This is a genomic window from Streptomyces wedmorensis, from assembly GCF_000716445.1.
Classification (GTDB): domain Bacteria; phylum Actinomycetota; class Actinomycetes; order Streptomycetales; family Streptomycetaceae; genus Streptomyces; species Streptomyces wedmorensis.
Genome location: NZ_JNWK01000005.1, coordinates 288,991 through 314,003 on the forward strand (window position 1 = coordinate 288,991; position 25,013 = coordinate 314,003).

21 protein-coding genes and 1 pseudogene are annotated in these 25,013 nt (G+C 73.6%); 10 read left to right on the forward strand and 12 right to left on the reverse strand.

Translation table 11 applies throughout. The features are described from left to right. Nucleotides 1–128 precede the first annotated feature (128 nt). Nucleotides 129–563 (reverse strand): DUF2000 domain-containing protein, encoded by a 435-nt coding sequence (locus OO54_RS05745; RefSeq protein ID WP_033201746.1) that lies wholly within the window; start codon nucleotides 561–563, stop codon nucleotides 129–131. 49 nt (nucleotides 564–612) lie between these two features. Between OO54_RS05745 and OO54_RS05750 the strand changes: the two are divergent. From OO54_RS05750 to OO54_RS05760, 3 genes and pseudogenes are all read left to right on the forward strand, one after another. After that, a pseudogene (locus OO54_RS05750) lies at nucleotides 613–1,425 on the forward strand (AraC family transcriptional regulator); the annotation flags it as partial. Between the two features lie 289 nt (nucleotides 1,426–1,714). Further along, entirely contained in the window at nucleotides 1,715–2,473 is a 759-nt protein-coding gene (locus OO54_RS05755; RefSeq protein ID WP_078905067.1) for an NADPH-dependent F420 reductase, read from the forward strand. An 83-nt stretch (nucleotides 2,474–2,556) separates the two neighbouring features. Then, nucleotides 2,557–3,153 (forward strand): TetR/AcrR family transcriptional regulator, encoded by a 597-nt coding sequence (locus OO54_RS05760; protein WP_033201747.1) that lies wholly within the window; start codon nucleotides 2,557–2,559, stop codon nucleotides 3,151–3,153. A gap of 42 nt (nucleotides 3,154–3,195) precedes the next feature. Here the strand turns inward: OO54_RS05760 and OO54_RS05765 are convergent, their stop codons facing one another. The 7 genes from OO54_RS05765 to OO54_RS05795 all read right to left on the reverse strand — a co-directional run bounded on the left by OO54_RS05765 (nucleotide 3,196) and on the right by OO54_RS05795 (nucleotide 10,114). Continuing rightward, on the reverse strand, nucleotides 3,196–3,774 hold the full coding sequence (locus OO54_RS05765) for an isochorismatase family protein (protein WP_033201900.1): 579 nt from the start codon (nucleotides 3,772–3,774) through the stop codon (nucleotides 3,196–3,198). Nucleotides 3,775–3,875: 101 nt separating this feature from the next. Then, nucleotides 3,876–4,880 carry a hypothetical protein gene (locus OO54_RS44920; RefSeq protein ID WP_033201748.1) on the reverse strand — a complete coding sequence of 335 codons (1,005 nt, stop codon included), beginning with the start codon at nucleotides 4,878–4,880 and terminating at the stop codon, nucleotides 3,876–3,878. Continuing rightward, complete coding sequence (locus OO54_RS05775; protein ID WP_234439438.1) at nucleotides 4,877–6,088, reverse strand: DUF2306 domain-containing protein; 1,212 nt, start codon at nucleotides 6,086–6,088, stop codon at nucleotides 4,877–4,879. Before OO54_RS05775 ends, OO54_RS44920 begins: the two co-directional genes overlap by 4 nt. Before the next feature lie 85 nt (nucleotides 6,089–6,173). Beyond that, entirely contained in the window at nucleotides 6,174–6,689 is a 516-nt protein-coding gene (locus OO54_RS05780) for a PadR family transcriptional regulator (protein ID WP_033201901.1), read from the reverse strand. Between the two features lie 102 nt (nucleotides 6,690–6,791). Then, nucleotides 6,792–7,145: an STAS domain-containing protein gene (locus OO54_RS05785; RefSeq protein ID WP_033201902.1), complete on the reverse strand. Its 354-nt coding sequence runs from the start codon at nucleotides 7,143–7,145 to the stop codon at nucleotides 6,792–6,794. A 150-nt stretch (nucleotides 7,146–7,295) separates the two neighbouring features. Further along, nucleotides 7,296–8,495, reverse strand: a complete 1,200-nt coding sequence (locus tag OO54_RS05790; RefSeq protein ID WP_051786753.1) for a sialidase family protein — start codon at nucleotides 8,493–8,495, stop codon at nucleotides 7,296–7,298. Between the two features lie 206 nt (nucleotides 8,496–8,701). After that, a complete protein-coding gene (locus OO54_RS05795) occupies nucleotides 8,702–10,114 on the reverse strand; it encodes an aminopeptidase P family protein (RefSeq protein ID WP_033201903.1) in 1,413 nt (470 codons plus the stop codon). Between the two features lie 150 nt (nucleotides 10,115–10,264). On the opposite strand from OO54_RS05795, the gene OO54_RS05800 reads away from it, so the two are divergent. After that, nucleotides 10,265–11,248 carry a LuxR C-terminal-related transcriptional regulator gene (locus OO54_RS05800; RefSeq protein ID WP_200146684.1) on the forward strand — a complete coding sequence of 328 codons (984 nt, stop codon included), beginning with the start codon at nucleotides 10,265–10,267 and terminating at the stop codon, nucleotides 11,246–11,248. 73 nt (nucleotides 11,249–11,321) lie between these two features. On the opposite strand, the gene OO54_RS05805 is transcribed toward OO54_RS05800, so the two are convergent. Together OO54_RS05805 and OO54_RS05810 are read right to left on the reverse strand one after the other, a co-directional pair. Then, entirely contained in the window at nucleotides 11,322–13,340 is a 2,019-nt protein-coding gene (locus tag OO54_RS05805) for a prolyl oligopeptidase family serine peptidase (RefSeq protein ID WP_033201752.1), read from the reverse strand. 3 nt (nucleotides 13,341–13,343) lie between these two features. Further along, entirely contained in the window at nucleotides 13,344–13,892 is a 549-nt protein-coding gene (locus tag OO54_RS05810; protein ID WP_033201753.1) for a nitrobindin family protein, read from the reverse strand. A gap of 187 nt (nucleotides 13,893–14,079) precedes the next feature. On the opposite strand from OO54_RS05810, the gene OO54_RS48715 reads away from it, so the two are divergent. The 3 genes from OO54_RS48715 to OO54_RS05820 all read left to right on the forward strand — a co-directional run bounded on the left by OO54_RS48715 (nucleotide 14,080) and on the right by OO54_RS05820 (nucleotide 16,685). Next, nucleotides 14,080–14,163 (forward strand): putative leader peptide, encoded by an 84-nt coding sequence (locus tag OO54_RS48715; RefSeq protein ID WP_367821903.1) that lies wholly within the window; start codon nucleotides 14,080–14,082, stop codon nucleotides 14,161–14,163. A 142-nt stretch (nucleotides 14,164–14,305) separates the two neighbouring features. Beyond that, nucleotides 14,306–15,463 (forward strand): LLM class flavin-dependent oxidoreductase, encoded by a 1,158-nt coding sequence (locus OO54_RS05815; protein ID WP_033201754.1) that lies wholly within the window; start codon nucleotides 14,306–14,308, stop codon nucleotides 15,461–15,463. Nucleotides 15,464–15,557: 94 nt separating this feature from the next. Continuing rightward, nucleotides 15,558–16,685: an NAD(P)-binding domain-containing protein gene (locus OO54_RS05820; RefSeq protein WP_399522605.1), complete on the forward strand. Its 1,128-nt coding sequence runs from the start codon at nucleotides 15,558–15,560 to the stop codon at nucleotides 16,683–16,685. Between the two features lie 32 nt (nucleotides 16,686–16,717). Here OO54_RS05820 and mltG read toward each other — a convergent pair whose 3' ends face one another. After that, nucleotides 16,718–17,638 (reverse strand): endolytic transglycosylase MltG, encoded by a 921-nt coding sequence (gene mltG / locus OO54_RS05825; protein WP_234439437.1) that lies wholly within the window; start codon nucleotides 17,636–17,638, stop codon nucleotides 16,718–16,720. Between the two features lie 288 nt (nucleotides 17,639–17,926). Further along, a complete protein-coding gene (locus tag OO54_RS05830) occupies nucleotides 17,927–19,771 on the reverse strand; it encodes an ABC transporter ATP-binding protein (protein ID WP_017241382.1) in 1,845 nt (614 codons plus the stop codon). A gap of 90 nt (nucleotides 19,772–19,861) precedes the next feature. On the opposite strand from OO54_RS05830, the gene OO54_RS05835 reads away from it, so the two are divergent. The 3 genes from OO54_RS05835 (at nucleotide 19,862) to OO54_RS05845 (ending at nucleotide 24,984) form a co-directional block, all read left to right on the forward strand. After that, nucleotides 19,862–20,353, forward strand: a complete 492-nt coding sequence (locus OO54_RS05835) for a MarR family winged helix-turn-helix transcriptional regulator (RefSeq protein WP_033201755.1) — start codon at nucleotides 19,862–19,864, stop codon at nucleotides 20,351–20,353. A 40-nt stretch (nucleotides 20,354–20,393) separates the two neighbouring features. Beyond that, nucleotides 20,394–23,318: an FAD-binding and (Fe-S)-binding domain-containing protein gene (locus OO54_RS05840; RefSeq protein WP_033201756.1), complete on the forward strand. Its 2,925-nt coding sequence runs from the start codon at nucleotides 20,394–20,396 to the stop codon at nucleotides 23,316–23,318. Between the two features lie 244 nt (nucleotides 23,319–23,562). Continuing rightward, on the forward strand, nucleotides 23,563–24,984 hold the full coding sequence (locus tag OO54_RS05845) for a Gfo/Idh/MocA family protein (RefSeq protein ID WP_051786737.1): 1,422 nt from the start codon (nucleotides 23,563–23,565) through the stop codon (nucleotides 24,982–24,984). Nucleotides 24,985–25,013 lie beyond the last annotated feature (29 nt).

Sequence of the window (25,013 nt, forward strand, 5' to 3'; positions counted from 1 at the left end):
CTCGTACGGCCGTACGTCATGCGGCGTACCGTCCTGCTTTTTCCCGGTTCCCAGTTGTACGGCACGCCACCGACAACGGCGCCCGCAACCCCTGGTGAGGGGGCACGCGGTCGGTTTCGGCGCCGCCGTCAGGGGTGCATGCGGGCGCCCTTGAGGACCTTGTCGACCGCGTTGCGCGGCCCGTGGACGGCGAGGCCGACCAGGTCCAGGCGGGCGGTGCCGACGGCACGTACGGCCGCCCGGTTGTCACGGTCGTTGCCGGTGGCGAAGAGGTCGGTGGTGAAGAGGGACCGGGGCAGGGAGCGGGAGAGGGCGCGGGCGTGCGCGGCGGTCAGCGTCTCCTTCGTGCCCTCGAAGACCAGGACGGGCTGACGGAACATGGGCAGGTACGGGACGCCGTCGGCGTCGGCGTACGGTTCGCCGATCACCTCGGGGATCTGCGAGCCCAGGCCGCTGACCAGGAACGCGGTGACGTTGAGGCGTTGCCAGGTCTCCAGGTCCTCACGGAGCAGTACGGCGATCTTGGTGTCGAATCGGACGGGTGCGGTGTCGGTGGTCGTCATGCTCCGAGAGTGCCGACCGGGCCTCGGCGGCGTCTTGTACATTCTTTGCATGCCCGCCCGGCAAGAGGTCTCGGCGTGGCGGCCGCACGTACCGGGGGTCGTGGAGGTCTTCCACGCGCACTTCACGGAGCACGCGTATCCGATGCACGTCCATGACGTGTGGACCTTGCTGATCGTCGACGACGGGGCCGTCCGCTACGACCTGGACCGCCGTGAGCGCGGCACTCCGGACGACACGGTGTCCCTGCTGCCGCCGCAGGTCCCGCACAACGGTTCCCCCGCCACCTCGCGCGGTTTCCGCAAGCGGGTGCTCTACCTGGACCTGTCCCAGCTGGACGAGAGCTTCATCGGCCCGGCGGTCGACGGGCCCGACCTCGTCGATCCGCTGCTGCGCCGACGCGTCGGGCAGCTGCACACCGCGCTCGCGGATCCGGGCGGGGCGTTGGAGGCGCAGAGCCGGCTCGCGCTCATCGGCGAACGGCTGCGCGACCACCTGCGGCCCCGGCTGGTGACCCGCTCACGGCCCGCCGATCCCGGTGTGGCCCACGACCTGCGGGACCTGCTCGACGAGCGGCTGCCGCAGGGGCTGTCCCTGGACGAGGCGGCAGGGCTGCTGCATGCCCATCCCGCGCATCTGGTGCGGGCGTTCAGCGGTGCTTTCGGCATCGCGCCCCACCAGTACCTGACGGCCCGGCGCCTCGACCGCGCCCGGCGGCTGCTGCTCGACGGGCAGGCGCCCGGCGAGGTCGCCGCCGCGACCGGCTTCTACGACCAGTCGCATCTGACGCGCGCCTTCAAACGGCTCGTGGGCACCACTCCCGGACGCTTCGTCCGGGAGAACGCCGGCCGGGTGCCGGGGCCCGCCTCGGCGACCGGCGAGACGCCCTCGTCGGCGACCGGCGGCCCGCCCGTGTCGACGACTGGCCACGCCGCACCGGGTGGGAGCGCCGCGAACGGCCCCCGGCCGTGGCGGGTCGACGCCATCGGCGTCAACTCCGGCGAGCGGCGCGGCGCCGGAGCGTGATGATCCGGCCGGGCCGTGCTGACGGGGTCCTGCCTGGCCGCCCCGCCGGGCCCGCCCCGCCGACGGAGCGACCGGGTGATCGCCGTGGTGGTCGGCGTCGACTGCGAACCGATCGTGCCCGCGGGGAATGGGACGGCCTCGTCCCGGGTTGTCGGAACGTACGTCGACGGAAGCCGGTCCGAGGCAGCCCGCCAGGACGACCGGCCGGACAGAAGGAAGCACCATGAAGATCGGCATCATCGGCGCCGGCAACATCGGCGGCAACCTCACCCGCCGTCTCACCGCCCTCGGACACGACGTGTCCGTGGCCAACTCCCGTGGCCCCGAGAGCCTCGGCGCGCTCGCCGAGGAGACGGGTGCCACGCCGGTCGTGGCCGCCGAGGCCGCCCGGGGCGCCGAGGTCGTGGTCGTGACCGTCCCTCTGAAGAACGTCCCCGACCTGCCGTCCGGCCTGTTCGACGGAGCCGCGGACGGCTTCGTCGTCATCGACACCGGCAACTACTACCCCAGGGAGCGCGACGGCCGCATCGCCGCCATCGAGGACGAGGGGCTGACGGAGAGCCGCTGGACCGAGCGCCAGATCGGCCACCCGGTGGTCAAGGCGTTCAACGGCACCTACGCGCAGGACATCCTGGAGCGGCCGCTCCCGGCGGGCGACCCGGCACGGCTGGCGCTGCCGGTGGCCGGGGACGACGCGGCGGCGAAGGAGCGGGTCCGGCGCCTCATCGACGAGCTCGGTTTCGACACCGTGGACGCGGGCGGCATCGACGAATCCTGGCGCCAGCAGCCGGACACCCCGGTGTACGGGCTCCGCGAGGGCGTGGACGCGGTGACGAAGGCCCTCGCCGAGGCCTCGCCCGAGCGGCCCGCGGGCTTCCGCGGCTGATTCCGCGTCACTGGGGAACGTCCGGCCGTTACTGGAATCCGCGTCCAATTACGGGGAGTCACTGCTGCATTAGGGTGTCCGGCATGTCCCCCAAGCAGCAGCGTGGCGAGGCCACGGTCGAGCGCCTGCTGACGACGGCTCTGCGGGTGTACGCGGACTCCGGCCAGCAGGGCTTCACGGTGAACGCGGTCTCGGCGGCCAGCGGCGTCAGCCTCGGCAGTCTGTACCACCACTTCGGCAGCTTCGACGGCCTCGCCGCGGCCCTGTACATCCGGTGCATGGAGCAGTTGTGCGGCGAGGTCGTCGCCGCACTGACCCGTACCAGGACCGGCCGCACCGGGGTGCGCGCGGTGATCACGGCGTACCTCCGGTTCACCGAGGAGCACCCGGACGCGGCCCTGTTCATCCACGCCTCCGCGTACTCCGGTCACCTCGTCGCCCACGCCGACCGCATCCGGGCGGCCAAGGAGCCGCTGCTGTCGGCGATCGGGGACTGGATCCGGCCGCTCGTCGAGGCGGGCGAGATCGCCCCGACCCCCGGGCCGGTGATCGAGGCACTGGTCATCGGCCCGGCGGCGGAGACCGCCCGCCGCTGGCTCTCCAGCACGTACGACGTCGATCTCACCGAGGCGGCGCGCGTCCTGCCGGACCGCGTCTGGCGTTCGCTCAGCCCGGAGTGAGCTCCGGGGACTTCGGGCGCGCCCGTCGGTCAGGCGCCACGCTCAGTCGGCCGCGGGTGCGGTGAAGGTGACCGCGGCGGCGGGCACGGTGACCTCCGCGTCGCTCCCCAGGGCGTAGGCGGCGACGCGGGAGACGATCGCCGCCGGGACCGGCTCGCTGACCCCCGGGACGGCCGGGCAGTCCTGGGTGGCGTGCGCGTCGTGCGGCACGACGACCCGGTAGCCGCGCTCCAGGGCCGTACGGGCCGTCGCCTGGACGCACATCTCCGACATCACTCCGCACACGGCGAGCGCCCGCACCCCCGCGTCGGCGAGCACGCCGCCGAGCGGGGTCGCGTGGAAGCCGTCGTCGCGGGGCTTGCGGATCACCACTTCGCGGGGGCCGCGCTCGACCGGGTGGTGGAGTTCCCAGCCCGGCGTGTGCGGTTCGTCCTCGGACCCGGGCGGGCCGTCGTTCTGGAGGTGGACGACGAGCGCCCCGCCGCTGCGGGCCCGGGCGATCAGATCCGCCGTACGGTCGACGAGGCGGGCGGCCGCGGGCACGGCCCCGTCTCCGGTGACGAACGCCGACTGCACGTCCACGACGATCAGGGCGTCCACGGGCTGCACGAGCTGAGTCATCCCGCCATCATCACGCCCCCGGGCCCGCCCACGCGACGGAATTCCACCGCCGGGCCCTGCCTGACGGCCCGTTGTGCTCCGGGCCGTCGGGCCGGCCCGGTTCAGCCGGGGGTGCTCCGGCGCTCGGCCCGGGACAGGAGCCACCGGCCCGAGACCCCGGTCACGAACAGGCCGGTGACCAGGGCCACCAGGGAGACGCCGGGGCCCGAGGCCCAGTCGACGGAGCCGGCGCGCACGGCGAGCACGACGGAGAGGGCGAGGGCGACCGCGGGGACGGCCCGGAGAGCGGGGCGGGTGCGGGCGAGGTCGTCCTCTGCGAGGGAGGCGAGGACGCCGACGCCGAGGGACAGCGCCCAGACGCCGAGGCCCTGCGCGTCGGCGCGGTTCACCGTCCAGGGGACCAACGGGCCCCAGAAGCCGGGGAAGGCGAGCAGCCCGGCCCCGATGCCGAGCCAGCCCGATCCGAGGACCGCGAGCAGGGGCTTGGACCAGCCGGGCAGCGGCGCGACCGGCCGGTGCGGCGCGCCGCCCGCACCGTGCCCCGCGTGCCCGTCGTGGTCGCCCTCGCTGTCGCCGTTGCCGTCACCGTCGCCGTCGCCGTCGCCGTCACCGTCGCCGTCGTCGGCCGGGCGTACGGCTCTGACCGGCCTGCGGTACTGCGCGGCGAGGCAGCCGACGGCGGCGAGGGCGAGGACGCCGAGGGTGGCGACCCAGCCGAGGCTGAACAGGGCGAGGAAGATCGGGCCGCCGTGGAAGGCCTGGAGGCTGCCGGCGTTCAGCAGGCTCACGGCGAAGAGGCCGACGAGCACGGTCACGAGCGGCAGCGCGAGGCTCCGCACGTCCTCCCAGACGCGCGCCCGGCCGATGGTGAACAACGCGGGTGCCACGCCCAGCATCGCCGCGCCGACGAGCCCCGGGCTCAGCGCCTCCGGGGACACCCAGGCCCCCGCCCGGTAGCCGAACAGGCCCGTCACGGCCAGCAGACCGCCGACGGCGAGGCTGATCCCGCCGACGACGCCGCTCAGGACCACGACGGCGGGCGAGAGTTCCCGCCCTTCCGGCGCACCCGGGCCCTCCACGGTGCTCCGTCGTCCGGTGTCGCTCATGCCCGGCGTCCTTCCGTCGCGGTGGCGGGGGCCGCCCCGAGGCCCTCGGCCGGGCGGGTCGGCAGGTCGGCGAACGCCGCCCGCCGCTTGACGAGTTCGCGGGCGTACAGGACGCGCAGGCTGACGACGGTGACGGCGGCGTAGGCGAGCATGCCGCCGCCGATGCCGACGCCCGCGAGCAGGGCCGTGGGCCGGTCGAGGCCCATGGACCGTTCCAGCACGGGCACGGTCACGGCCGAGAACGCGGGGGCCAGGCAGAGGGCGGCGAGGTGCAGCCGCCACTCCTCGCGCGCCCACTCGGCGCCGCGGGCGCCGGACCGTACGGCGCGCACGGCGATGACGGCGTACGTCACGGCGTACGGGACGAGGTAGGCGACGAGCAGCCGCCGCCCCGCGGTCCCCTGGTCGAGGAAGGCCGCCGTGATCCAGGCGAGGCCGGCGGCCCCCGCGAGGTGGGCCGCCACCCGCACCGGCGCGGAGCACCAGGTGCCGGTCAGGCCGGGGACGGTGTCGCGCCGGTCGAGGGCGCGGGAGGCGAGGAGGGCGCCGAAGGCCACGAGGGAGCCGAGGTGCATGATCGCGACGCGGTTGATGTCGAGGATGCCGAGGCCGGGGTAGAGGGAGGGCAGGAAGCCCCATTCGAGCCGGAGGAGCGGCGCGGTCATGAGGAAGCCGTAGCAGAGCAGCATCCAGCGCTGGTGCAGGTCGGGGAAGCCGCGGACGGCGGCGAGGATGCCGAAGGTCACGCTGCCGACGGTGCCGACGAGGATCACGGCGAGGACGATCCAGAACGCGGCGCCGCTGAAGGCCCGTTCCGGCGGGGTGCGGACGAGGTAGAGCGCGGCGCCGGCCATCGACACGTACACGGTGACCGCGAACACGGTGCCGGTCACGCGGTGGAGCCGGACGCGGCGGCGCACGGCCGAGAGCAGCTGCACCGGGCCGAGCAGCATGAGCAGGCCGCCCAGGACCGAGTGCACGATCAGCGGGAGCAGGCTGCGCCCGTACGGTTCCATCCGGTCGCGGACGGCCTCGGCCACGAACTCCGGGGAGACGGACCGGCCGAGGATCCACTCGCCGATGGCCGGGGCCCCGGGACTCGCGTACGGCCACAGTTCCGTCATGGCGATCGGCGCGTACGCCAGGCAGACCACCGTCACCGCGACGGTGGCGGCCCGCCCCCGTCTCGTGCTTGTCGGACGCCCCACGGCGGCCCCCTCCTCCATAGTCCTGTCTGGACTATGGAGGAAGGTAGGGCGGGGCCCGGGAGAGGTCAACCGGTCGGTAACAGAATCAGGGCTCGCGACTCTCTACCCACTGCCAGAAATCGACCATCATCCGCTCATAACGGATGCCGAACTCCAGCGCCTCGCGCTGCCCCCTGGTCAGCAACTCGCCGACGTCCCCGGCCAGTTCCTCGTAGCCGTCGAGGGTCCTGCGGTGCTCCTCGATCTGGACCGGCGCGTGGACCCGCGGGCTCGCACCGAACCACAGCTTGAGGATGCCCCGTTCGCGGGCCTCGACCGGGACGAAGGCGGGGTCGGCGAGCCAGCCGCGCAGGGCCGCCGCCCCCTCGTCGGTCAGCCGCATCAGGCGCCGGTTCCGGCCGCCCGACTGTCGGACCTCCGACAGGAGGCCCGCCTCCAGGAGCCGGTCGCACTGGGCGTAGACCTGCGCGTGCGGCATCGACCAGAACGGCGCCACCGTCCGCGCCGCCTCGACCTTCACGTCGTACGGGCTGGCCTCACCCAGCTTGTCGATGATGCCGAGCACGAGGAAGGAGGGTGTGGTCAACCGGACTTCAGACATGCGGCGACCGTACCGCGCGATCCGGCCGAAGTCCCTGGTGAGGCGGCCATCCGCCACACCCCCGGTCCGGAACCCGCCACGCCCCGACGCGACCGGCGCCGGTCATTCCACCGCGAGGCCGCCGGGTGGCGTGGACTCGGGGCGAAGGAGGTCGCCGAGTGCGGTGAGGCGGATCAGACGCAGGATCCAGGGCTGGTCGCAGAGGAGCCGCCAGCGGGCGCCGCGCCGGTGCGCGTCCCCGGCGCAGTGGGCGAGGAGGCCGAGCCCGGTGGCGTCGCAGAAGGTCAGGCGCCGGGCGTCGACGGTGAGGGCGTCGGACTCCCGGACCAGGGCGTCGAGATCGGGCCGCAGGTGCCGCACCAGGACGAGGTCGAGCTCGCCGCTGAGCACGGCGACGGTGACGCCGCCGGTCGATCGGACGACGAGATACGGGTCGTGACGGGGGATCATCTGCATCGGACGCTCCACAGGGCGGCTCCATGTGTCCCTTCGAGCGTGGCCGTGCCGCCCAGGGCAGGGACGTTTCGCCTTCGCCGCTGTCACCTGAATCGGTGAAACCGCGCCCGGCCCCCGTCCGCTCCCGCAACCGGATTCCGAACGGGCGCGCTACGGGCGCGGCCCGACCGCGTCGATCGTCGTCCGCCGGAACTCCACGGCCTCGTACGCGCTCGACGTCCCGGTCTCGTACAGGAGTCCCACCGTTCGCTCGTCCAGCCGCACCAGGTCCGAGTAGGCGGCCTTCCGCCGGGAGACGGTGAGGGCCGGGCGGAACGTCCGGCCGCCGTCCGTGCTGCTCCACAGGGCGAGGTCCGCGCGTTCGGTCGGCACCGAGGGGGCCGAGAAGAGCAGGGTGCCGTCCGGCCCTCCGACGTACAGGAGGCTGCCTTGCACGACGGGGACCCGGTCCAGGGCGCGCTGGGGTGCGAAGGGGCGTGCCAGGGTGGCGCCGCCGTCGGCCGACACGGCGTCCGCGCGGTTGCCCGGGCTGCTGCCCAGCTGGTCGCGGGCGCTGAAGTAGAGGCGGCCGTCGGGGAGTTCCACGGCGGTGGACTCGTTCGCGTTGACGAACCCGTCGTAGGTGTCGTCGACGAAGCCGAGGCGCCAGCTCCGTCCGCCGTCGTCGCTGTAGAGGGCGTGGGCCCCGTAGTGGCGGGGCTCGCGGCCGGTGTCAGGGGAGCCGGCGGGCGGCGCGGCCGAGTGGTTGGCGGGGACGACGAGGCGTCCGGCGTGCGGGCCGCGGGCGAGGGCCAGGGCGTGGCCGGGTCCGGTGGCGTACCACCGCCACCCGGGTCTCTTGACGGCCGCCGTGATCTCGTGGGGCGCGGAGAAGGTCCGGCCGTCGTCGGAGCTGCGCTGCACGAAGACCCGGCGGCCGCGCGCGGCCGGGACGTCGCCGCCGAGGATCCGGCCTTCGGTGGCCTCGGCGCCGTTGTACGAGCTGACGAGGACCACGTCGCCGGAGCGCGGGTCCACGACCGGGGCCGGGTTGCCGCGCGTGTCCCCGTGCCCGTCGGCGGCGACCCTCGCGGGCTGCCAGGTGCAGCCGCCGTCCAGCGACCGCCGCACCACGATGTCGATGTCGCCGCTGTCCCCGACGCCGCCGGTCCGTCCCTCGGCGAACGCGAGCACGGTGCCGGCGCGGGTCCGGACGACCGCCGGGATGCGGTAGCTCGCGTAGCCACCGGTCCCGGCGGTGTACGGGACGGACACCGGGCAGCCGACGGCGGGCCCCGCACGGCCCCGCGTCGGCTGCCCCGGCGCCGGCGGGCCGAGCGGCCCGGCGGCGAGCAGCCAGGTGACCGTCATGGCGAGGAGCGCCGCACCGCCCCACGCCACGCGCCGCACGGGTCCCCCCGCCGCTCCGCCCCACCCCACACGGGTCCCCTTGCCGCTCCGCCGCCGCACCCGCGGTGCGGCTCACCGGCCGAAGATCGCCGCCGAAGGAGGCGGCGGTCTGAACGCGGGGCCGACGCCGGGTTCCGCGCGGAGGAATCCCGTGTGCGTACGGGAGGTCAGCCGGCGAACCGGGCCATCCAGGCCTCGACGTCGGCCGAGGAGCGCGGCAGGCCCGCCGACAGGTTCTCGTGGCCGTCGCCGGTGACGAGGAGGTCGTCCTCGATCCGGACGCCGATGCCGCGCCACTCCTCGGGCACGGTCAGGTCGTCCGGCTGGAAGTACAGGCCTGGCTCGACGGTGAGCACCATGCCGGGTTCGAGGACGCCGTCGACGTACTCCTCGGTGCGGGCCTGCGCGCAGTCGTGGACGTCGAGGCCGAGCATGTGGCCGGTGCCCGCCATGGTGAAGCGGCGCTGGAGGCCGAGCTCGTAGGCGCGGTCGACGGGGCCCTCGATGAAGCCCCACTCGACCAGCCGGGCGGCCAGGTGGCGCTGGGACGCCTCGTGGAAGGCGCGGTAGGGGACGCCGGGCTTCACCGCCGCCATGCCGGCTTCCTGGGCCTCGTACACCGCGTCGTACACCTGGCGCTGCACGGGGCTGAAGGTGCCGCTGATGGGAAGGGTGCGGGTGACGTCGGCGGTGTAGAGGGAGTGGGTCTCCACGCCGGCGTCGAGCAGGAGCAGCTCGCCGGGGCGCACCGGGCCGTCGTTGTCGGTCCAGTGCATGATCGTGGCGTGCTCGCCGGCGGCGCAGATCGAGCCGTAGCCGACGTGATTGCCCTCCAGGCGGGCCCGGCGGAAGAAGGTGCCCTCGATCCACCGCTCGGACGAGGCGACGGCCCGGGACAGCTCGCCGACGCAGTCGGTGAAGCCGCGCACGGTGGAGTCGACGGCCTTGCGCATCTCGCCGATCTCCCACTCGTCCTTGACGAGCCGGAGGTCGCTGAGCGTCCCGTCGAGTTCGGCGTCGCGCTCCTCGTCGGTGGTGACGGCGGCTTCGAGGGCCGGGTCGATCCCGCGGACGATCCGGGTGGGCACGGCGGAGCCGGCGGCCAGGTCCTCCGCGATGGTGCGGACGTCACGGCAGGCGAGGCCGAGGACGACCTCGGACTCCGCGAGGGTGCGGCGGCGGCCCATCCACAGTTCGGCCGTGTAGCCGATCCAGAACTCGTCGGTGTCCCGGCCGTCGCGCGGCAGCTGGTAGCAGTAGGCGTCGTGGCCGCCGTCCGCACGGGGTTCCAGGACGAGGGCGCCGTCGCGGGCCTGGTCGCCGGTCATGTGCACGTAGCCGGAGTACGCGCGGAAGGGGTACGTGTCGTCGTTGGAGCGGGTCTTGAGGTTGCCCGACGGGATCACCAGGCGCTCGCCGGGGAAGCGGGCGGAGAGCGCCGCGCGGCGGCGGGCCGCGTACGGGGCCTGCTCGTCCGGTTCGAGACCGTGCCGCTCGGTGTCCGCCCAGCCGGTCCTCATGAGGGCGGAGAGCTCCTCGGAGACGCCGTTGTAGAGGCCGTTCTTGCGACCCTTCGCCACGTCCTGCACCTTCTTCCGGGTGGAGTTTCCAGGCCACCGGTCGTCGGTGGCATCCGGACGGTACTGCGCCGCGCGGCCGCCGGGTGCCCAGGAGCGCCAGTGGCACTGATCGGCCACATCCCGGGGCGGCGGGCGGCGATAATGCGTTCCATGGCGAACGCGAAGCTCGGTGAGGCGCTCCGGATCCTGGGGATCGGCGACGAGGCCGTCCGGGTCTATCTGAGGCTCCTGGAGCTCGGTCCCGCGCCGCTGAGCGCGATCGGGTCCGCGGCCGGTCTGGCGGGCGCCGAGCTGGCGGCGGCGTACGGGGAGCTGGTCGACGCGGGTCTGGCGAGCACCGCCGACGAGGGGTCCGAGGTGGTGGCGCCGGTGCCGCCGGCCGCCGGTCTGGAGATCCTCGGCCGGCACCGGGCGGCCGAGCTCGACGAGTCCCGGATCACCGTCGGCGGCGCGTTCGAGACCTTCCGGCGCCGGCGGCTCGCCACCCACGGCGACGCCCTCGTGGAGGTCGTCACCGGCGACGCCGTGGGGCTCCGGATGCGTCAGGCGTGGGCGAGCGCGCGCGAGCAGATCCGGCAGCTCGACTCACCGCCGTACTTCCCCCTGCCGGGGGCGACCGAGGACGCCCTGGCCACGCTCGCCCGCGGGGTGACGCAGCGGGTCGTGTACTCGCGGGAGTCGCTGGAGCATCCGGGGAACCTGGAGTCGGCCATCGAGCCGTGCATCGAGGCCGGCGAGCAGGCCCGGGTCCTGCCGTCGGTGCCGGTGAAGCTCGTGATCATCGACGAGGCGTACGCGATGGTGTCCCTGTCCATCAAGGAGGCGGACGTCCACCACACCATGCTGGTGGTGCAGCCGTGCGGGCTGCTCTCCGCGCTCGTCGCCCTCTTCGAGCAGGCCTGGCAGAGCGCGCTGCCCTTCCACGGCCGCGCCACGCGGCCGGCCGGACTCCTTCCGGCCGACCGGCGCCTGCTGCGGCTGCTCGCCGGCGGCGCGGCCGACGAGGTCATCGCCCGCGAGCTCGGCGTCAGCCGCCGTACGCTCTTCCGCCGCATCCAGGTCCTGATGGCCCGGCTCGGCGCGACGAACCGGTTCCAGCTGGCGCTCCAGTCCCAGCGTTCGGGCTGGCTGTGATCCGGGGCCCGGCCCGGCCGGGTCCCCGCCGCCCGGGTCCCGGATCACCGGGGCCCGGGCCGCTGCGGTCGTGTCAGGCCAGGTGCCGCCGCAGGAAGGTGTACATCAGGGCGCTGTTGTGCGCGGCCTGCTCGTTGTCGCCGGCGCCCGCGTGGCCGCCGCCGGTGTTCTCGTGGAACAGCACCGGATGGCCGAGTTCCCGCAGCCGCGCCGCCGTCTTCCGGGCGTGGCCGGGGTGGACGCGGTCGTCACGGGTCGAGGTCATGAGCAGGACCGGCGGATAGGTCCGGTCCGCTTCGAGCCGGTGGTACGGCGAGAGGTCGAGCAGGTGCGGCAGGTCGGCCTCGACGTCCGGATCACCGTACTCGGCGATCCAGGACGCGCCCGCGAGCAGCTTGTGGAAGCGGGTCATGTCGAGCAGCGGCACCTGGGCGACGAGGGCGCCGAACAGCTCCGGGTAGCGGGTGAGCATCGCGCCCATCAGCAGGCCGCCGTTGCTGCCGCCCGCCGCGCCGAGCGCGGCCGGCGTGGTGATGCCGCGGGCGACGAGGTCCTCCGCGACGGCCGCGAAGTCCTCGAAGGCCCGCGGCCGTTCCGCACGCAGGGCGGACTGGTGCCAGTCCGGCCCGTACTCGCCGCCGCCCCGGATGTTCGCGATGACATAGGTGCCGCCCTGTTCCAGCCACGCCCGGCCGGTCACCGCTCCGTAGTAGGGGGTGAGGGAGACCTCGAAGCCGCCGTAGCCGTAGAGCAGGGTCGGGCCGGGACCGGTGGCGGCGTGGTCGGGGCCGATGACGAAGTACGGCACGCGGGTGCCGTCGCGGGAGGTCGCGAAGTGCTGCCGCACGGCGAGGCCGGCCGTGTCGAAGCGGTCCGGGGCCTGCTTGAGTGTCTCGGTGTCGCCGCCGATCCGCCCGCGGTACAGCGCGGACGGCTGGAGGAAGCCCGACACGTCGAGGAAGTACTCGTCGGAGACGTCCGGATCGGTGTCCACCACGCTGACGGCGGACAGTTCGGGGACCCCGACGAGGGGTTCCCGGGTCCATCCGCCCGCGGGGGCCGGGGTGAGGACCTCGATCCGGGTGCTGACGTCCCGCAGCGTCTCCAGGATCAGGTGACCGCGCGTCCAGGCGTGCCCGGCCAGGGCGGTCCGCTCGTCGGGCGTGAACAGCACCTCGTGGGTGCGGTCGCCCGCCAGGAAGGCGTCGAAGTCGAAGGCGAGCAGGGAACCGGTCGGCCGGCCCAGCCACTCGGACTTGAGGGTGACGATCAGGTGCCTGCGGTGCGCGTAGGCGAGCGCGTCGTCCGGTACGTCGAGGCGGACGAGCGTGCCGTCCGGCCTGAGCAGGTGGGTCTCGCTGCGGAAGAAGTCCAGCGAACGGCCCACGAAGTCCCGTTCGAAGCCCGGCGTGCTGTCGTGCTGTCCCCAGGCCGACACGTCCTCCTGTCCGGCCTCGAAGACGAGTTCGGCGTCCGCCACCGGGGTGCCGCGGCGCCAGCGGCACACCTGGCGCGGATAGCCGGAGTCGGTCAGCGAGCCGGGGCCGGTGTCCGTGCCGACGAAGACGGTGTCGGCGTCGATCCACCCGATCCGCGTCTTCGCCTCCGGCAGCCGGAACCCGTCCTCGACGAACTGCCTCGTCTCGAGGTCGAACTCGCGCACCACGACGGCGTCACCGCCGTCCCGGGACAGCCGCACCAGCGCCAGGTCGTGATCGGGGCGGCGCACCCGCGCCCCGTCCCACACCCACTTCTCCCCCTCGGCGTCGGCGAGCGCGTCGAGGTCGAGGAGGACGTCCCATTCGGGGGCGTCCTTGCGGTACTGCTCCAGGGTCGTGCGCCGCCACAGGCCCCGCACGTGCTCGGCGTCCCGCCAGAAGTTGTAGAGGTGCGGGCCGCGCCGGACGGTGTACGGGATGCGGTCCGAGGCGTCCAGCACCTCCCGGAGCCGCTTCTTCAGCGGGTCGAAGCCGGGGTCGGCGGACAGCGCGTCGGCCGTCTCGGCGTTCCGCTCGGCCACCCACGCGAGCGCGGCCTCGCCCTCCACCTCCTCCAGCCACAGGTACGGGTCGTCTCCGGTCACGTCTCCCATGTGCTACTTCCCGTCCTCACGTCGCAGGCGAGCCGAAAGGTGGTGTCCCAGCAGCTGCCCGACCGCCGCGAGGTCGTGGAGGAAGTCGAGCGTGCCGTCGTCCGCGAGCGTATAGCGGCGGCGGGTCGCCTGGACGTCCTTCGCCGTGGGAGCGAGGGCGACCGCGTGCGTGGCGAGGTCGATCGTGCCGTCCTCGGCCCGGCCGACCATGATCTCCGCGATGCCCGTCGGCTGCGTGATCAGCGCCTCCACACCGCCGTCGGGCTTCATCCGCCACCAGCCGCTCTCCCGCGCCGCGGGCCGCAGCGGCGTACCGTCCCCGTCGACCAGCCAGGCGCGCGCCTCGTAGTGGAGGAAGGGCCGGCCGTCATGGCTGAACGTCACCTCCTGCTCGTACGCGAACTCCTCGGGGAGCGTCGGGTACTGGCCCCTCCCCCGGCCGACCCACGTCCCGAGCAGCCCGGTCACCGGCGCGAGCAGCTCGTGCGGCGCGGGCGACTCGTCCGGCCGCAGCGCGTCGGGGTAGGGGTGGTGCCGGTCGCGGTCGATCATGAGGTGCGCTCCTGGTTCGTGGTCGGTGCCGGATCGCAGCTTAGGTCGTACCCCCTCCTGACCGGCGCCGGAGACGAGGGAACGCTCCGGCCGTCCGGCTACGTCGGCGGGAGGGTCGGCGAGACGGGTACGTCCGGGCTCCGAGACGGTCGTTGACCCGGCAGGTGGCGGCGGTTACGTTCGCGCCATGTCGCGTTCAGCCCTGCTCACCTCGCGCGGTCACATCGACCTGCTGCGGGTGGCCTCCGCCGCGTGTCGCCGCGGTCGCTGACGCCCCCTCACCCGCACCACCCTTCCTGACGCCCTGACCGCCGTGCGCGCGCGTTCCCTCCGTGCCCACGGGCGCCGAGGCGTACCCCTGACCGCGCCTCCCGGCCCCCGGTGGCCGCGGCACTCCCACGGAAAGGCCCCTCATGACGGTTCACCTGCACTGGTTCCTGCCCACCGGCGGCGACGGCCGGACGCTCGTCGACCGGCACGCCTACGCGGACGGGGGGATCAGCCGGGACCAGGCCGGGCACGGTGTGCGCGCGCCCGACGTCGACTACCTGGTCCAGATCGCCAAGGCGGCCGAACGCCTCGGCTTCGAAGCGGTGTTGACGCCCACCGGAACGTGGTGCGAGGACGCCTGGCTGACCACGGTGGCCCTCGCCCAGCACACCGAGCGGCTGAAGTTCCTGGTCGCGTTCCGGCCGGGTGTGATCTCCCCGGTCCTCGCGGCCCAGATGGCGGCCACGTACCAGCGGATCACCCGCGGGCGACTGCTGCTCAACGTGGTGACCGGCGGTGACGCGGCCGAGCAGCGGCGGTTCGGCGACCATCTCGACCACGACCGGCGGTACGCGCGCACGGCCGAGTTCCTGTCGGTGGTGCGGGGGGTCTGGAGCGGCCGGCCGTTCGACTTCGAGGGCGACCACTTCCGGATCGACGGCGGGCTCACCGCACTGCCGCCGGACCCGCTGCCCGAGATCTTCTTCGGCGGCTCGTCCGGGGCGGCCGGTCCCGTGGCGGCGGAGCACGCGGACGTCTACCTCACCTGGGGCGAACCGCCGTGGCAGGTGAAGGAGAAGATCGACTGGATCCGCGGGCTCGCGGAGCGGCGCGGCCGGACGGTCCGGTTCGGGATCCGACTGCACTCCATCTCGCGGGACTCGGCGCGCGAGGCCTGGGCCACGGCCGACCGGCTGCTCGCCGACCTCGACGCCGACACGGTCGCCTCCGCGCAGGAGCTCCTCGGTCGCAGCGAGTCCGTCGGCCAGCAGCGGATGCTGGCCCTCCACCGCGGTGGCTCGCTCGACCGGGACGAGCTGGAGATCGCGCCGAACCTGTGGGCGGGGGTCGGTCTGGTGCGGGGTGGCGCCGGGACCGCCCTCGTCGGCAGCCACGCCGACGTCGCCGACCGGATCGAGGAGTACCACGACCTGGGCGTGGAGCACTTCGTGCTCTCCGGATACCCGCACCTGGAGGAGGCGTACTGGTTCGGCGAGGGCGTGACGCCCGAGCTCGCCTCGCGCGGGCTGCTGCCGTCGGCGGCGAAGGCCGCCGAGCCGCCCGTGCCCGGCGCGCGGTAGGGGGTGTCTTGTCGGTCAGGCCGGATCGGGGACGGGGGCGGAGGCGCGGAACCGGCGCGGGAAGATCCGCGCCCCCGCCCCGGTTGGTAGAAACGTGAACGATTTCGAGGTCGCAGAGGCCGCAGCCGTGGCAGGGGCCCACGAGGCCCGCACGGTGGACGTCGTCGTGATCGGCGCCGGACAGGCGGGGCTCTCGGCCGCCTTCCACCTGCGGCGCAGCGGTCTGGAACCGGACCGGGACTTCGTCGTCCTCGACCACGCCCCGCGCGCGGGCGGCGCCTGGCAGTTCCGGTGGCCGTCCCTCACGTACGGCAAGGTCCACGGGATGCACGCGCTGCCCGGCATGGAGCTGACCGGCGCCGACCCCGCCCGCCCCTCCTCGGAGGTGATCGGCGCGTACTTCGACGCGTACGAGCGGACCTTCGACCTGCGGGTCCACCGGCCCGTGGACGTCACCGCCGTCCGGGAGGGCGAGGACGGGCGGCTGCGGGTGGAGACCTCGGAGGGCTTGTACGCGACCCGTGCCCTGATCAACGCCACCGGCACCTGGGACCGGCCCTTCTGGCCGCGCTACCCCGGCCAGGAGACCTTCCGCGGGCGCCAGCTGCACACCTCCGGCTACCCCGGCCCCGAGGAATTCGCGGGGAAGCGGGTGCTCGTCGTCGGCGGCGGCGCCTCCGGCACACAGCACCTGATGGAGATCGCCGACGTCGCCGCCGAGACGTTCTGGGTGACCCGGCGCGAGCCCGTCTACCGCGAAGGCCCCTTCGGGGAGGCGGAGGGACGGGCCGCCGTGGCGCTCGTCGAGGAGCGGGTGCGTCAGGGGCTGCCCCCGCGCAGCGTCGTCTCGGTCACCGGGCTTCCCCTCAACGACGCGATCCGCGACGCGCGCGAGCGCGGGATCCTGGACCGTCTGCCGATGTTCGACCGGATCACTCCGACCGGGGTGGCCTGGGACGACGGCCGGACCGCCGACGTGGACGTGATCCTGTGGGCGACCGGCTTCCGGGCGGCGATCGACCACCTGACCCCGCTGCGGCTGCGGGAGCCCGGCGGCGGCGTCCGGGTCGAGGGGACCCGCGCGGTACGCGACGAACGCGTCCACCTCGTCGGTTACGGCCCGTCGGCCTCGACGATCGGCGCCAACCGCGCCGGCCGCGCGGCGGTCTCCGAGATCCGCCGCCTCCTCACCCGCGAGCGCACCGGCGTCGCCACCGGCTGAGGCCGGAACGCGACGGCCGGGGCTGCGGCGCCTCACTGCCTGGCTGCGCTCCGGTTGGCGTTGAACTCGGCCACGTTCGCCCGGTGGGCCTCGTAGTCGGCGGTGAAGCGGGTGTCACCGGGCGCGACCGTGACGAAGTAGAGCCAGTCGCCGTCCGCCGGGCGGATCACGGCGTCGAGGGCCTGGTCCCCCGGATTGCCGATGGGGGTCGGTGGCAGGCCCTTGCGCTCGTAGGTGTTGTACGGGCTGGTGGTCCTCGTGTCCTCGTACGTCGTGTCCACGGTGTTGCGGCCCAGCGCGTAGTTGAGGGTCGAGTCCATCTGGAGGGCCATGCCCCGGGCGAGTCGGTTGTGGACGACCCGCGCGACCTTGGCCATGTCCTCCGGGTTGTCCGCCTCCGCCTGGACGATGCTGGCCGCGATCACCGTCTGGTAGACGCTCAGGCCGTGGGCCCGCGCGCCCTCGGCGACCCTCGCGGTCCCGAAGCGCTTCCCTGCGGTGTCCACCATGAAGCGCAGCAGCCCTTCGGGCGAGGTCGCGGTGAGCACCGGATAGGTCGCGGGGAAGAGGTAGCCCTCGGGGTTGCCGCCGGCCTCGGCGGGCAACGGAAGGGCGGTGCCGGGAGCGGTCGCGGTCTTCCGCGCGGTTCCCTGCGGCAGGCCGAGGGCACGGTCGACCGCCGTGTAGACCTGGCCCGTCCGCCAGCCCTCGGGGACGAGCAGGCCGCGGGGCTGCTCGACGGCCGGTTCGTCGTGGCCGAGCAGCAGCGGGACGGAGACCGTGGCGGCCACGGTGAGCAGCGCTCCGAGGAGCAGGGCGAGGCGGCCGCGCCGGGTGAGCCGGGTCCGGCGGGGAGACCGGACCGGCGCGGGGCTGCGGGGGCCCAGCACGGGCAGCGCGGGGCGGCGGGGACGGCGTGGGGGTGCGTACGGGGACGGCGACCGGTAGGTCATGGCCGCACGCTAACCCGGCCGGTACGGGAATCCCGGGAACCAGCGCACGCGGCGGCGCCGCCGGTCCCCTGGGACGGGGGACCGACGGCGCCGGGCACTGCGATCGTCAGACGAGCCAGCCCAGGAAGTGGAGGACGCCGGCGAGCAGGTTGGTGATGACGTTCATGGTGGTGCTTCTCCTCGTACAGGTGCATCAGTGGGACGGTGCGATCGCGGTCTGCAGCACGTCGCTCGCACTCCGTAATCTTCCGATGCCGCACGGGAGCGGGGCAACGATTCCCGGAACGATCACACGTTCTGGGGAACAACCGATCCCACGTTCGCCTGTTCGGTACGGGCGTCCCGGCGAACCAGGGCCGCGTACCGCCCGTCCAGGGCGAGCAGCTCCTCGTGCGTGCCGCGCTCGGCGATCCGGCCCGCCTCCAGGACGACGATCTGGTCGGCGTCGCGGACGGTGGAGAGCCGGTGGGCGATGGTGATGGTGGTGCGTCCCTCGGACAGCGAGTCGATGGCCCGCTGCACCGCGTGCTCCGTCCGGGTGTCGAGGGCGCTGGTCGCCTCGTCGAGGATGAGCACGGGCGGGTCGCGCAGGATGGTGCGGGCGATGGCCAGGCGCTGCTTCTCGCCGCCGGAGAACCGGTAGCCGCGCTCGCCGACGAGGGTGTCGTACCCCTCGGGGAGCGAGGCGATGTGGTCGTGGATCTGGGCGGCGCGCGCGGCGGCCTCGATCTCCTCGTCGGTGGCGTCCGGCTTGGCGAAGCGGAGGTTGTCGGCGACGGAGGCGTGGAAGAGGTACGTCTCCTGGGAGACCACGCCGACCGCGCGGGCGAGCGTGTCGAAGTCCAGGTCGCGCACGTCGACGCCGTCCAGGGCGACCCGGCCGCCGGTCACGTCGTACAGCCGGGGCACCAGGTAGCTGAGGGTGGACTTGCCGGAGCCGGTGGGGCCCACGACGGCCAGGCTGCCGCCGGCCGGGACGGTCAGGTCGATGGCGTCGAGGGTCGGGCGGCCCGTCCCCTCGGGGTCGTAGCGGAACTCGACCTTCTCGAAGGAGACCTCGCCGCGGACCTGCGCGAGCTCGACCGGCTCGGCGGGCTCGTCGATGTCGACGGGCAGGTCGAGGTACTCGAAGATGCGCTGGAACAGGGCGAGGGAGGTCTGCATCTGCACGCCGGTCGAGAGCAGGCTCACGGCGGGCCGGAAGAGGCCCTGCTGGAGCGTGACGAAGGCGACGAGCGTGCCGAGCGAGATCGTGGCCCCGCCCGGGCCGAGCGCGATGCCCGCGGCCCAGTAGACGAGGGCGGGCATGGCGGCCATGACGATGCTGATGGTGGACATGCGCCACCGTCCGGCCATGGAGGAGCGCACTTCGAGGTCGACGAGGCGCTCGGACTCCTCGGAGAAGGACTTCGTCAGCGAGTCGGCGCGGCCCATGGTGCGGCCGAGCAGGATGCCGCTGACCGAGAGGGACTCGGTGACGGTCGCGGCCATGGCGGCCATCTGCTTCTGACGCTGGGTGGTGATCCGCTTGCGCTCGCGGCCGACCCGCCGGCTGATCCAGACGAAGACGGGCAGCAGGAGCAGCGATACGAGGGTGAGGCGCCAGTCGAGGGCGAGCATGGCGACCACGGTCGCGACGACGGCGGTGAGGTTGGAGACGAGCGAGGTGGCCGTCGAGGTGACGGTGGCCTGCATGCCGCCGATGTCGTTGGCGATGCGGGACTGGACCTCGCCGGTGCGGGTGCGGGTGAAGAAGGCGAGCGGCATCCGCTGGAGCTGCTCGTACACCCCGGTGCGCAGGTCGTGCATGACGCGCTGGCCGACCGTGGTGGAGATCAGGGTCTGGAGCACGCCGAACACGCCGTTCAGCACGGCGGTGGCGATCATGCCGAGGGTGAGCAGGCTGAGCAGCCCGGTGCGGCCCTGCGGGATCGCGGTGTCCAGGACCTCCTTCAGGAGGAACGGCGAGGCGACCGAGACGAGCGAGGCGGCGCCGACCAGGAGGCCGACGAGCGCGAGGCGCGCGCGGTACGGACGGAAGAGCCGCAGGATGCGCCGCACCTGGGCGGGCTCCTTCGGCCGGGTGGAGTCACGGGACGGGGGCGTCCAGTCGGACTGGTCGTGGGGGCGCATGGGCTCCTTCGGAGTATTCGACGATTCCAGCAGAGCATAGCTCATTGTTACCTATGCTCACAATGAACCAGGTCCTGATATTGTTCCCACATGACCACCTCCGACCGTACGAGCGCGCCCGACCGTACGAGCGACGGGCCGGGCGCGCCCGACGCCGACGGGCTCCTCGCCGAGCAGCTGCTGCGGCTCACCCGCCGTCTGCACCGCATCCAGAAGCACCACCTGGAGCCGGTCGGCATCACTCCCGCCCAGTCCCGGCTCCTGCGCACGGTCGCGCACTTCGGCGAGCCGCCCCGGATGGCCGACCTCGCCGCCCGCCTCGAAGTCGTCCCCAGGGCCGTGACCAGTCTCGTCGACGGTCTGGAAGCGGGCGACCGGGTGCGCCGGGTGCCCGACCCGAGCAACCGCCGGGTGATACGGATCGAGCTCACCGACGCGGGGCGCGCCACGCTGCGCGAGCTGCGCAGCGCGCGCCGGGCGGCGGCAGAGGACATCCTTGCTCCATTGACCGTCGACCAGCGCGAGGTGCTCGGAGGTCTGCTGTCCGCCCTGGTCGACCGCGGCCCGGAGAGCGGCTGCTGATCCGCCCGGGCCGGGGTGCGCGCCGAAGGGTAGACCTGACATGCCGCTGCTCGAGCCGAAGCCGCAGGCCCTCCGTCCCAAGGCGAAGCGGAGTCCGGCGCCGGACCGGGTGCCGGAACTCCAGGCGCGGGGCACGCCCCGGCGACTGCGCGAGGAGCTGACCGAGCTCCTCGGCCCGGAGAAGGTCCTGTCGAAGATCTCCGACCTGGTGCGCTACGCCTCGGACGCCAGCCCGTACCGCTTCGTGCCGCAGGTCGTCGTGGTCGCCGAGGACATCGACGACATCTCCACGATCCTGTCGTACGCGCACGGCAAGGGGCGCGAGGTGGTCTTCCGGGCCGCCGGGACCAGCCTCAACGGGCAGGCACAGGGCGAGGACGTCCTCGTCGACGTCCGCCGGCACTGGGCGGGCGTCGAGGTCCTGGACGGCGGCGCCCGCGCCCGGATCCGTCCCGGCACCACCGTCGTACGGGCGAACGCCGCGCTCGCCCCCTACGGGCGGGTCCTCGGACCCGATCCGGCGAGCGCGGTCGCCTGCACGATCGGCGGGGTCGTCGCCAACAACGCCTCGGGCATGACGGCCGGGACGACCCGGAACTCGTACCGGACCGTCTCCTCCCTCACCTTCGTGCTGCCCAGCGGCACGGTCGTGGACACCGGCGCCCCGGACGCCGACGAGGAGCTGGCTCGCGCCGAACCGCGGCTGTGCGCGGAGCTCCTGGCGCTGAAGGCCGAGATCGAGGCCGACGCCGAACTCACCGCCCGGATCCGGGCCAAGTACGCCATCAAGAACACCAACGGCTACCGGCTCGACGCCTTCCTCGACGGCGCCACGCCCGCGGAGATCCTGCGCGGCCTCATGGTCGGCTCCGAGGGCACCTTCGGCTTCATCTCCGAGGTCGTGTTCGACACCCTGCCACTGGACCGCGAGGTCTGCACGGGCCTGCTCTTCTTCCCCTCGCTGCCGGCCGCCGCCGAAGCCGTGCCGCTGTTCAACGAGGCGGGCGCGCTCGCCGTCGAGCTGATGGACGGCAACACCCTGCGGGCCTCGGTGAACGTCGCGGGCGTGCCCGCCGACTGGGCAGGACTGCCCAAGGAGGCGGCGGCGCTCCTGGTCGAGTTCCGTGCCCCGGACCCGGCGGCCCTCGACGCGTACGAGCGGGCGGCCGGGACCGTCCTCGACGGGCTCGACCTGGTCGCTCCGGTGGCGTCCGTGGAGAACGCGTTCACCCGGGACCCGAAGCGGATCTCCGGATACTGGAAGGCCCGCAAGGCGTTCGTGACGGCGGTCGGCGGCTCGCGGCCGTCCGGTACGACGCTGATCACCGAGGACTTCGCGGTGCCGCCGGACCGTCTCGCCGAGGCCTGCGCCTCGCTGCTCGACCTCCAGTCGCGGCACGGCTTCGACGCGGCCGTCGCCGGTCACGCCGCCCACGGCAACCTCCACTTCCTCCTCGCCTTCGACGCAGCCGATCCCTCGGACGTCGAGCGGTACGCGGCCTTCATGGACGAGTTCTGCAAGCTGACCGTGGAGCGCTTCGACGGCTCCCTGAAGGCGGAGCACGCCACCGGCCGCAACATCGCGCCGTTCCTGGAGCTGGAGTGGGGGACGCGGGCGACCGAACTCATGTGGCGGGTCAAGGAGGCCCTCGACCCCGGCGGGGTGCTGGCCCCGCGCATCGTCCTCGACCGCGACCCGCAGGCCCATCTGCGCGGCCTGAAGACGATCCCGTCCGTGGAGCCGATCGCCGACCCCTGCATCGAGTGCGGCTTCTGCGAACCGACCTGCCCCAGCCAGGACCTGACGACCACTCCCCGCCAGAGGATCGTGCTGCGCCGCGAGATGATGCGCCAGGCCCACGGCTCCCCGGTCGAGGCGCGCCTCCTGGAGTCGTACGGCTACGACGCCGTCGACACCTGCGCGGGCGACTCCACCTGCAAGCTGGCCTGCCCGGTCGGGATCGACACCGGTGCGCTGATGAAGGAGTTCCGCCACGAGCGGCACTCGCCGCGCGAGGAGCGGATCGCCGCGCTCGCCGCGCGGAACTTCCGCGCGGTGGAGGCCTCCGCTCGGCTCGCGGTCGCCGCGGCGGACCGGATCGGCGACCGGGTCCTGGAGGCGGCGACGGGCCTGGCGCGCCGCGTGGTGCGGCCCGACCTCGTACCGGAGTGGCTGCCGGAGATCCCCGGCGCGGCGGCCCGGCGGCTGCCCCGCACCCACCGCCCGGCGGCCGCCGCCGTCTACTACCCGGCCTGTGTGAACCGCGTCTTCGGCGGACCCGACGGCCACACCGGCCCGTCGCTTCCGGAGGCCGTCGTCGCGGTGTCGGCGCGGGCCGGGAAGCCCGTGTGGATCCCGGACGACGTGGCCGGTACGTGCTGCGCCACGATCTGGCACTCCAAGGGGTACGCGCGGGGCAACGAGGTGATGGCGAACCGGATCGTCGAGGCGGCCTGGGGGTGGACGGCCGGCGGCAGGCTGCCGCTCGTGGTCGACGCCTCCTCGTGCACGCTCGGCATCGCGCACGAGGTGGTGCCGTACCTGACGGACGACAACCGGGAGCTGCACGGCGAGCTGACGGTCGTGGACTCGCTGGTGTGGGCGGCGGACGAGCTGCTCCCCCGGCTGGAGGTCCGCCGCCGGGTCGCCTCCGCCGTGGTCCATCCGACGTGCTCGATGCGGCACCTCGGCGACGAGGACCGGCTGACGGCACTCGCCGGGGCCTGCGCGGAGGAGGTCGTGGTTCCCTCCGACGCGGGCTGCTGCGCCTTCGCGGGCGACCGGGGGATGCTGCATCCGGAGTTGACGGCGTCGGCGACGGCCCGCGAGGCGGCCGAGGTCACGTCCCGCCCGTTCGACGCGCACCTCTCGGCCAACCGGATGTGCGAGATCGGGATGGACCGGGCGACGGGCCGGAGCTACCGGTCGGTGCTGCTGGCGCTCGAGCGCGCGACCCGTCCCTGACCGACCGTCGTCTTCCGGCCGTCAGGGCCGGGCCGAAGGACCCCTCACCCCAGGTGGTGAGGGGTCCTTCGTACGTTCGAGTGACGGTCGCCGTTCGCTTCGGCCCGGTGCGATATCCGGAACAGTAAAGTCCAACTACCCGTCGCAAGAGTCCTATCGGCGCCCTTGCGCACCATCGGCCACCGGGGCCAGGGTCCTGTGCGGGATTCATGAAACAGCCGTGCACACAGCTCCGGGAGGTTCCATGAACGAGCAGAAACCGCCTACTCCGAGCCGCCGCAAGGTGCTCAGGAGCACCGCGGCGGCCGGCGCGGGAATCGGCATCACCGCCGCCGGTGCCCAGGGCGCCGCCGCGTCCGCCGCCTCCGCCCCGACAACGACCACCGCGCCCCCGGGGACCGCGGCCGAGCCGCGCCGGCTCGGCGCCACCATGGCCGGGGTCCCCTTCGAGAGCCGCTCCACGGTCCGCGTGGGTCTCATCGGCCTCGGCAACCGCGGCAACGCCATGATCGGCCTCTACCTCGCCCTCCCCTGGGTGCGGGTGGTCGCCGTCTGCGACCCGGTGCGCGAGAAGGCCGAGCGGGCCACCGCGAAGGTCGTCGCCGCCGGCCAGCCCGCGCCGGCCGTCTACACCAACGGCGAGGAGGACTACGAGAACCTCTGCGCCCGCACGGACATCGACTTCGTGCACGTGGCCACGCCGTGGGACAGCCACTACGCGATCGCCCGCGCGGCGATGCTGAACGGCAAGCACGTCGGCGTGGAGTGCCCCGTCGCGATGCGGCTCGACGAACTGTGGTCCCTGGTCGACCTGTCGGAGCAGACCCGTCGGCACTGCATGCAGCTGGAGAACTGCTGCTACGGGCGCAACGAGATGCGGGTCCTGCGGATGGCGCACGCCGGGAAGTTCGGCGACCTCCTGCACGGAGCCGGCGCCTACAACCACGACCTGCGGGCCCTGATGTTCTCCCCGACGTACTACGAGGGTCCCTGGCGGCGGCGGTGGCACACCCGGCTGCGCGGCGACCTCTACCCCAACCACGGCTTCGGGCCCGTCGCCAACTACATGGACGTCAACCGCGGCGACCGGGTGGTGAGCATCAGCAGCTTCGGCACTCCGGCGCTCGGTCTCGCCGAGTACCGCGCGGAGCACATGCCGCCGGGCGACCCGAGCTGGAAGGAGACGTACATCGAGAGCGACCGGACGATCAGTCTGGTCCAGACGGCCAAGGGCCGGGTGATCCGGCTCGAACACGACGTCTCCACCCCGCACCCCTACAGCCGGATCAACAGCCTGGGCGGTACGCGGGGCGTCTTCGAGGACTATCCGGCCCGCGTCTACCTGGAGCCGGACCACAAGGACGACCAGTGGCACGACTTCGCGGCCTACGCGGACGAGTTCGACCACTGGCTCTGGAAGGACCACGCCAACCCGCCGGGCGGACACGGCGGCATGGACTACATCATGGTCTACCGGCTGATGCAGTGCGTCCGGCTGGGGCTCGTCCCCGACTTCGACGTGTACGACGCCGCCACCTGGACCGCCCCGGTGCCGCTGAGCCACGAGTCGATCAAGGCCAAGGGCGCGCCGCAGGAGATCCCCGACTTCACCCGCGGCGAGTGGCGCAAGGCCCGCTCGGGCGTGGACTCGGTCAAACCGGCCTGAGGACGCGGTGCCCGGCCCCCACGGACGGG

Bases quoted from the DNA above. Each gene is read 5' to 3' on its own strand.
- OO54_RS05745 (WP_033201746.1), bottom strand. From the start codon at position 563: ATGACGACCACCGACACCGCACCCGTCCGATTCGACACCAAGATCGCC.
- OO54_RS05755 (WP_078905067.1), top strand. From the start codon at position 1,715: ATGGGACGGCCTCGTCCCGGGTTGTCGGAACGTACGTCGACGGAAGCC.
- OO54_RS05760 (WP_033201747.1), top strand. From the start codon at position 2,557: ATGTCCCCCAAGCAGCAGCGTGGCGAGGCCACGGTCGAGCGCCTGCTG.
- OO54_RS05765 (WP_033201900.1), bottom strand. From the start codon at position 3,774: ATGACTCAGCTCGTGCAGCCCGTGGACGCCCTGATCGTCGTGGACGTG.
- OO54_RS44920 (WP_033201748.1), bottom strand. From the start codon at position 4,880: ATGAGCGACACCGGACGACGGAGCACCGTGGAGGGCCCGGGTGCGCCG.
- OO54_RS05780 (WP_033201901.1), bottom strand. From the start codon at position 6,689: ATGTCTGAAGTCCGGTTGACCACACCCTCCTTCCTCGTGCTCGGCATC.
- OO54_RS05785 (WP_033201902.1), bottom strand. From the start codon at position 7,145: ATGCAGATGATCCCCCGTCACGACCCGTATCTCGTCGTCCGATCGACC.
- OO54_RS05790 (WP_051786753.1), bottom strand. From the start codon at position 8,495: ATGACGGTCACCTGGCTGCTCGCCGCCGGGCCGCTCGGCCCGCCGGCG.
- OO54_RS05800 (WP_200146684.1), top strand. From the start codon at position 10,265: ATGGCGAACGCGAAGCTCGGTGAGGCGCTCCGGATCCTGGGGATCGGC.
- OO54_RS05805 (WP_033201752.1), bottom strand. From the start codon at position 13,340: ATGGGAGACGTGACCGGAGACGACCCGTACCTGTGGCTGGAGGAGGTG.
- OO54_RS05810 (WP_033201753.1), bottom strand. From the start codon at position 13,892: ATGATCGACCGCGACCGGCACCACCCCTACCCCGACGCGCTGCGGCCG.
- OO54_RS48715 (WP_367821903.1), top strand. From the start codon at position 14,080: ATGTCGCGTTCAGCCCTGCTCACCTCGCGCGGTCACATCGACCTGCTG.
- OO54_RS05815 (WP_033201754.1), top strand. From the start codon at position 14,306: ATGACGGTTCACCTGCACTGGTTCCTGCCCACCGGCGGCGACGGCCGG.
- mltG (WP_234439437.1), bottom strand. From the start codon at position 17,638: ATGACCTACCGGTCGCCGTCCCCGTACGCACCCCCACGCCGTCCCCGC.
- OO54_RS05830 (WP_017241382.1), bottom strand. From the start codon at position 19,771: ATGCGCCCCCACGACCAGTCCGACTGGACGCCCCCGTCCCGTGACTCC.
- OO54_RS05835 (WP_033201755.1), top strand. From the start codon at position 19,862: ATGACCACCTCCGACCGTACGAGCGCGCCCGACCGTACGAGCGACGGG.
- OO54_RS05840 (WP_033201756.1), top strand. From the start codon at position 20,394: ATGCCGCTGCTCGAGCCGAAGCCGCAGGCCCTCCGTCCCAAGGCGAAG.
- OO54_RS05845 (WP_051786737.1), top strand. From the start codon at position 23,563: ATGAACGAGCAGAAACCGCCTACTCCGAGCCGCCGCAAGGTGCTCAGG.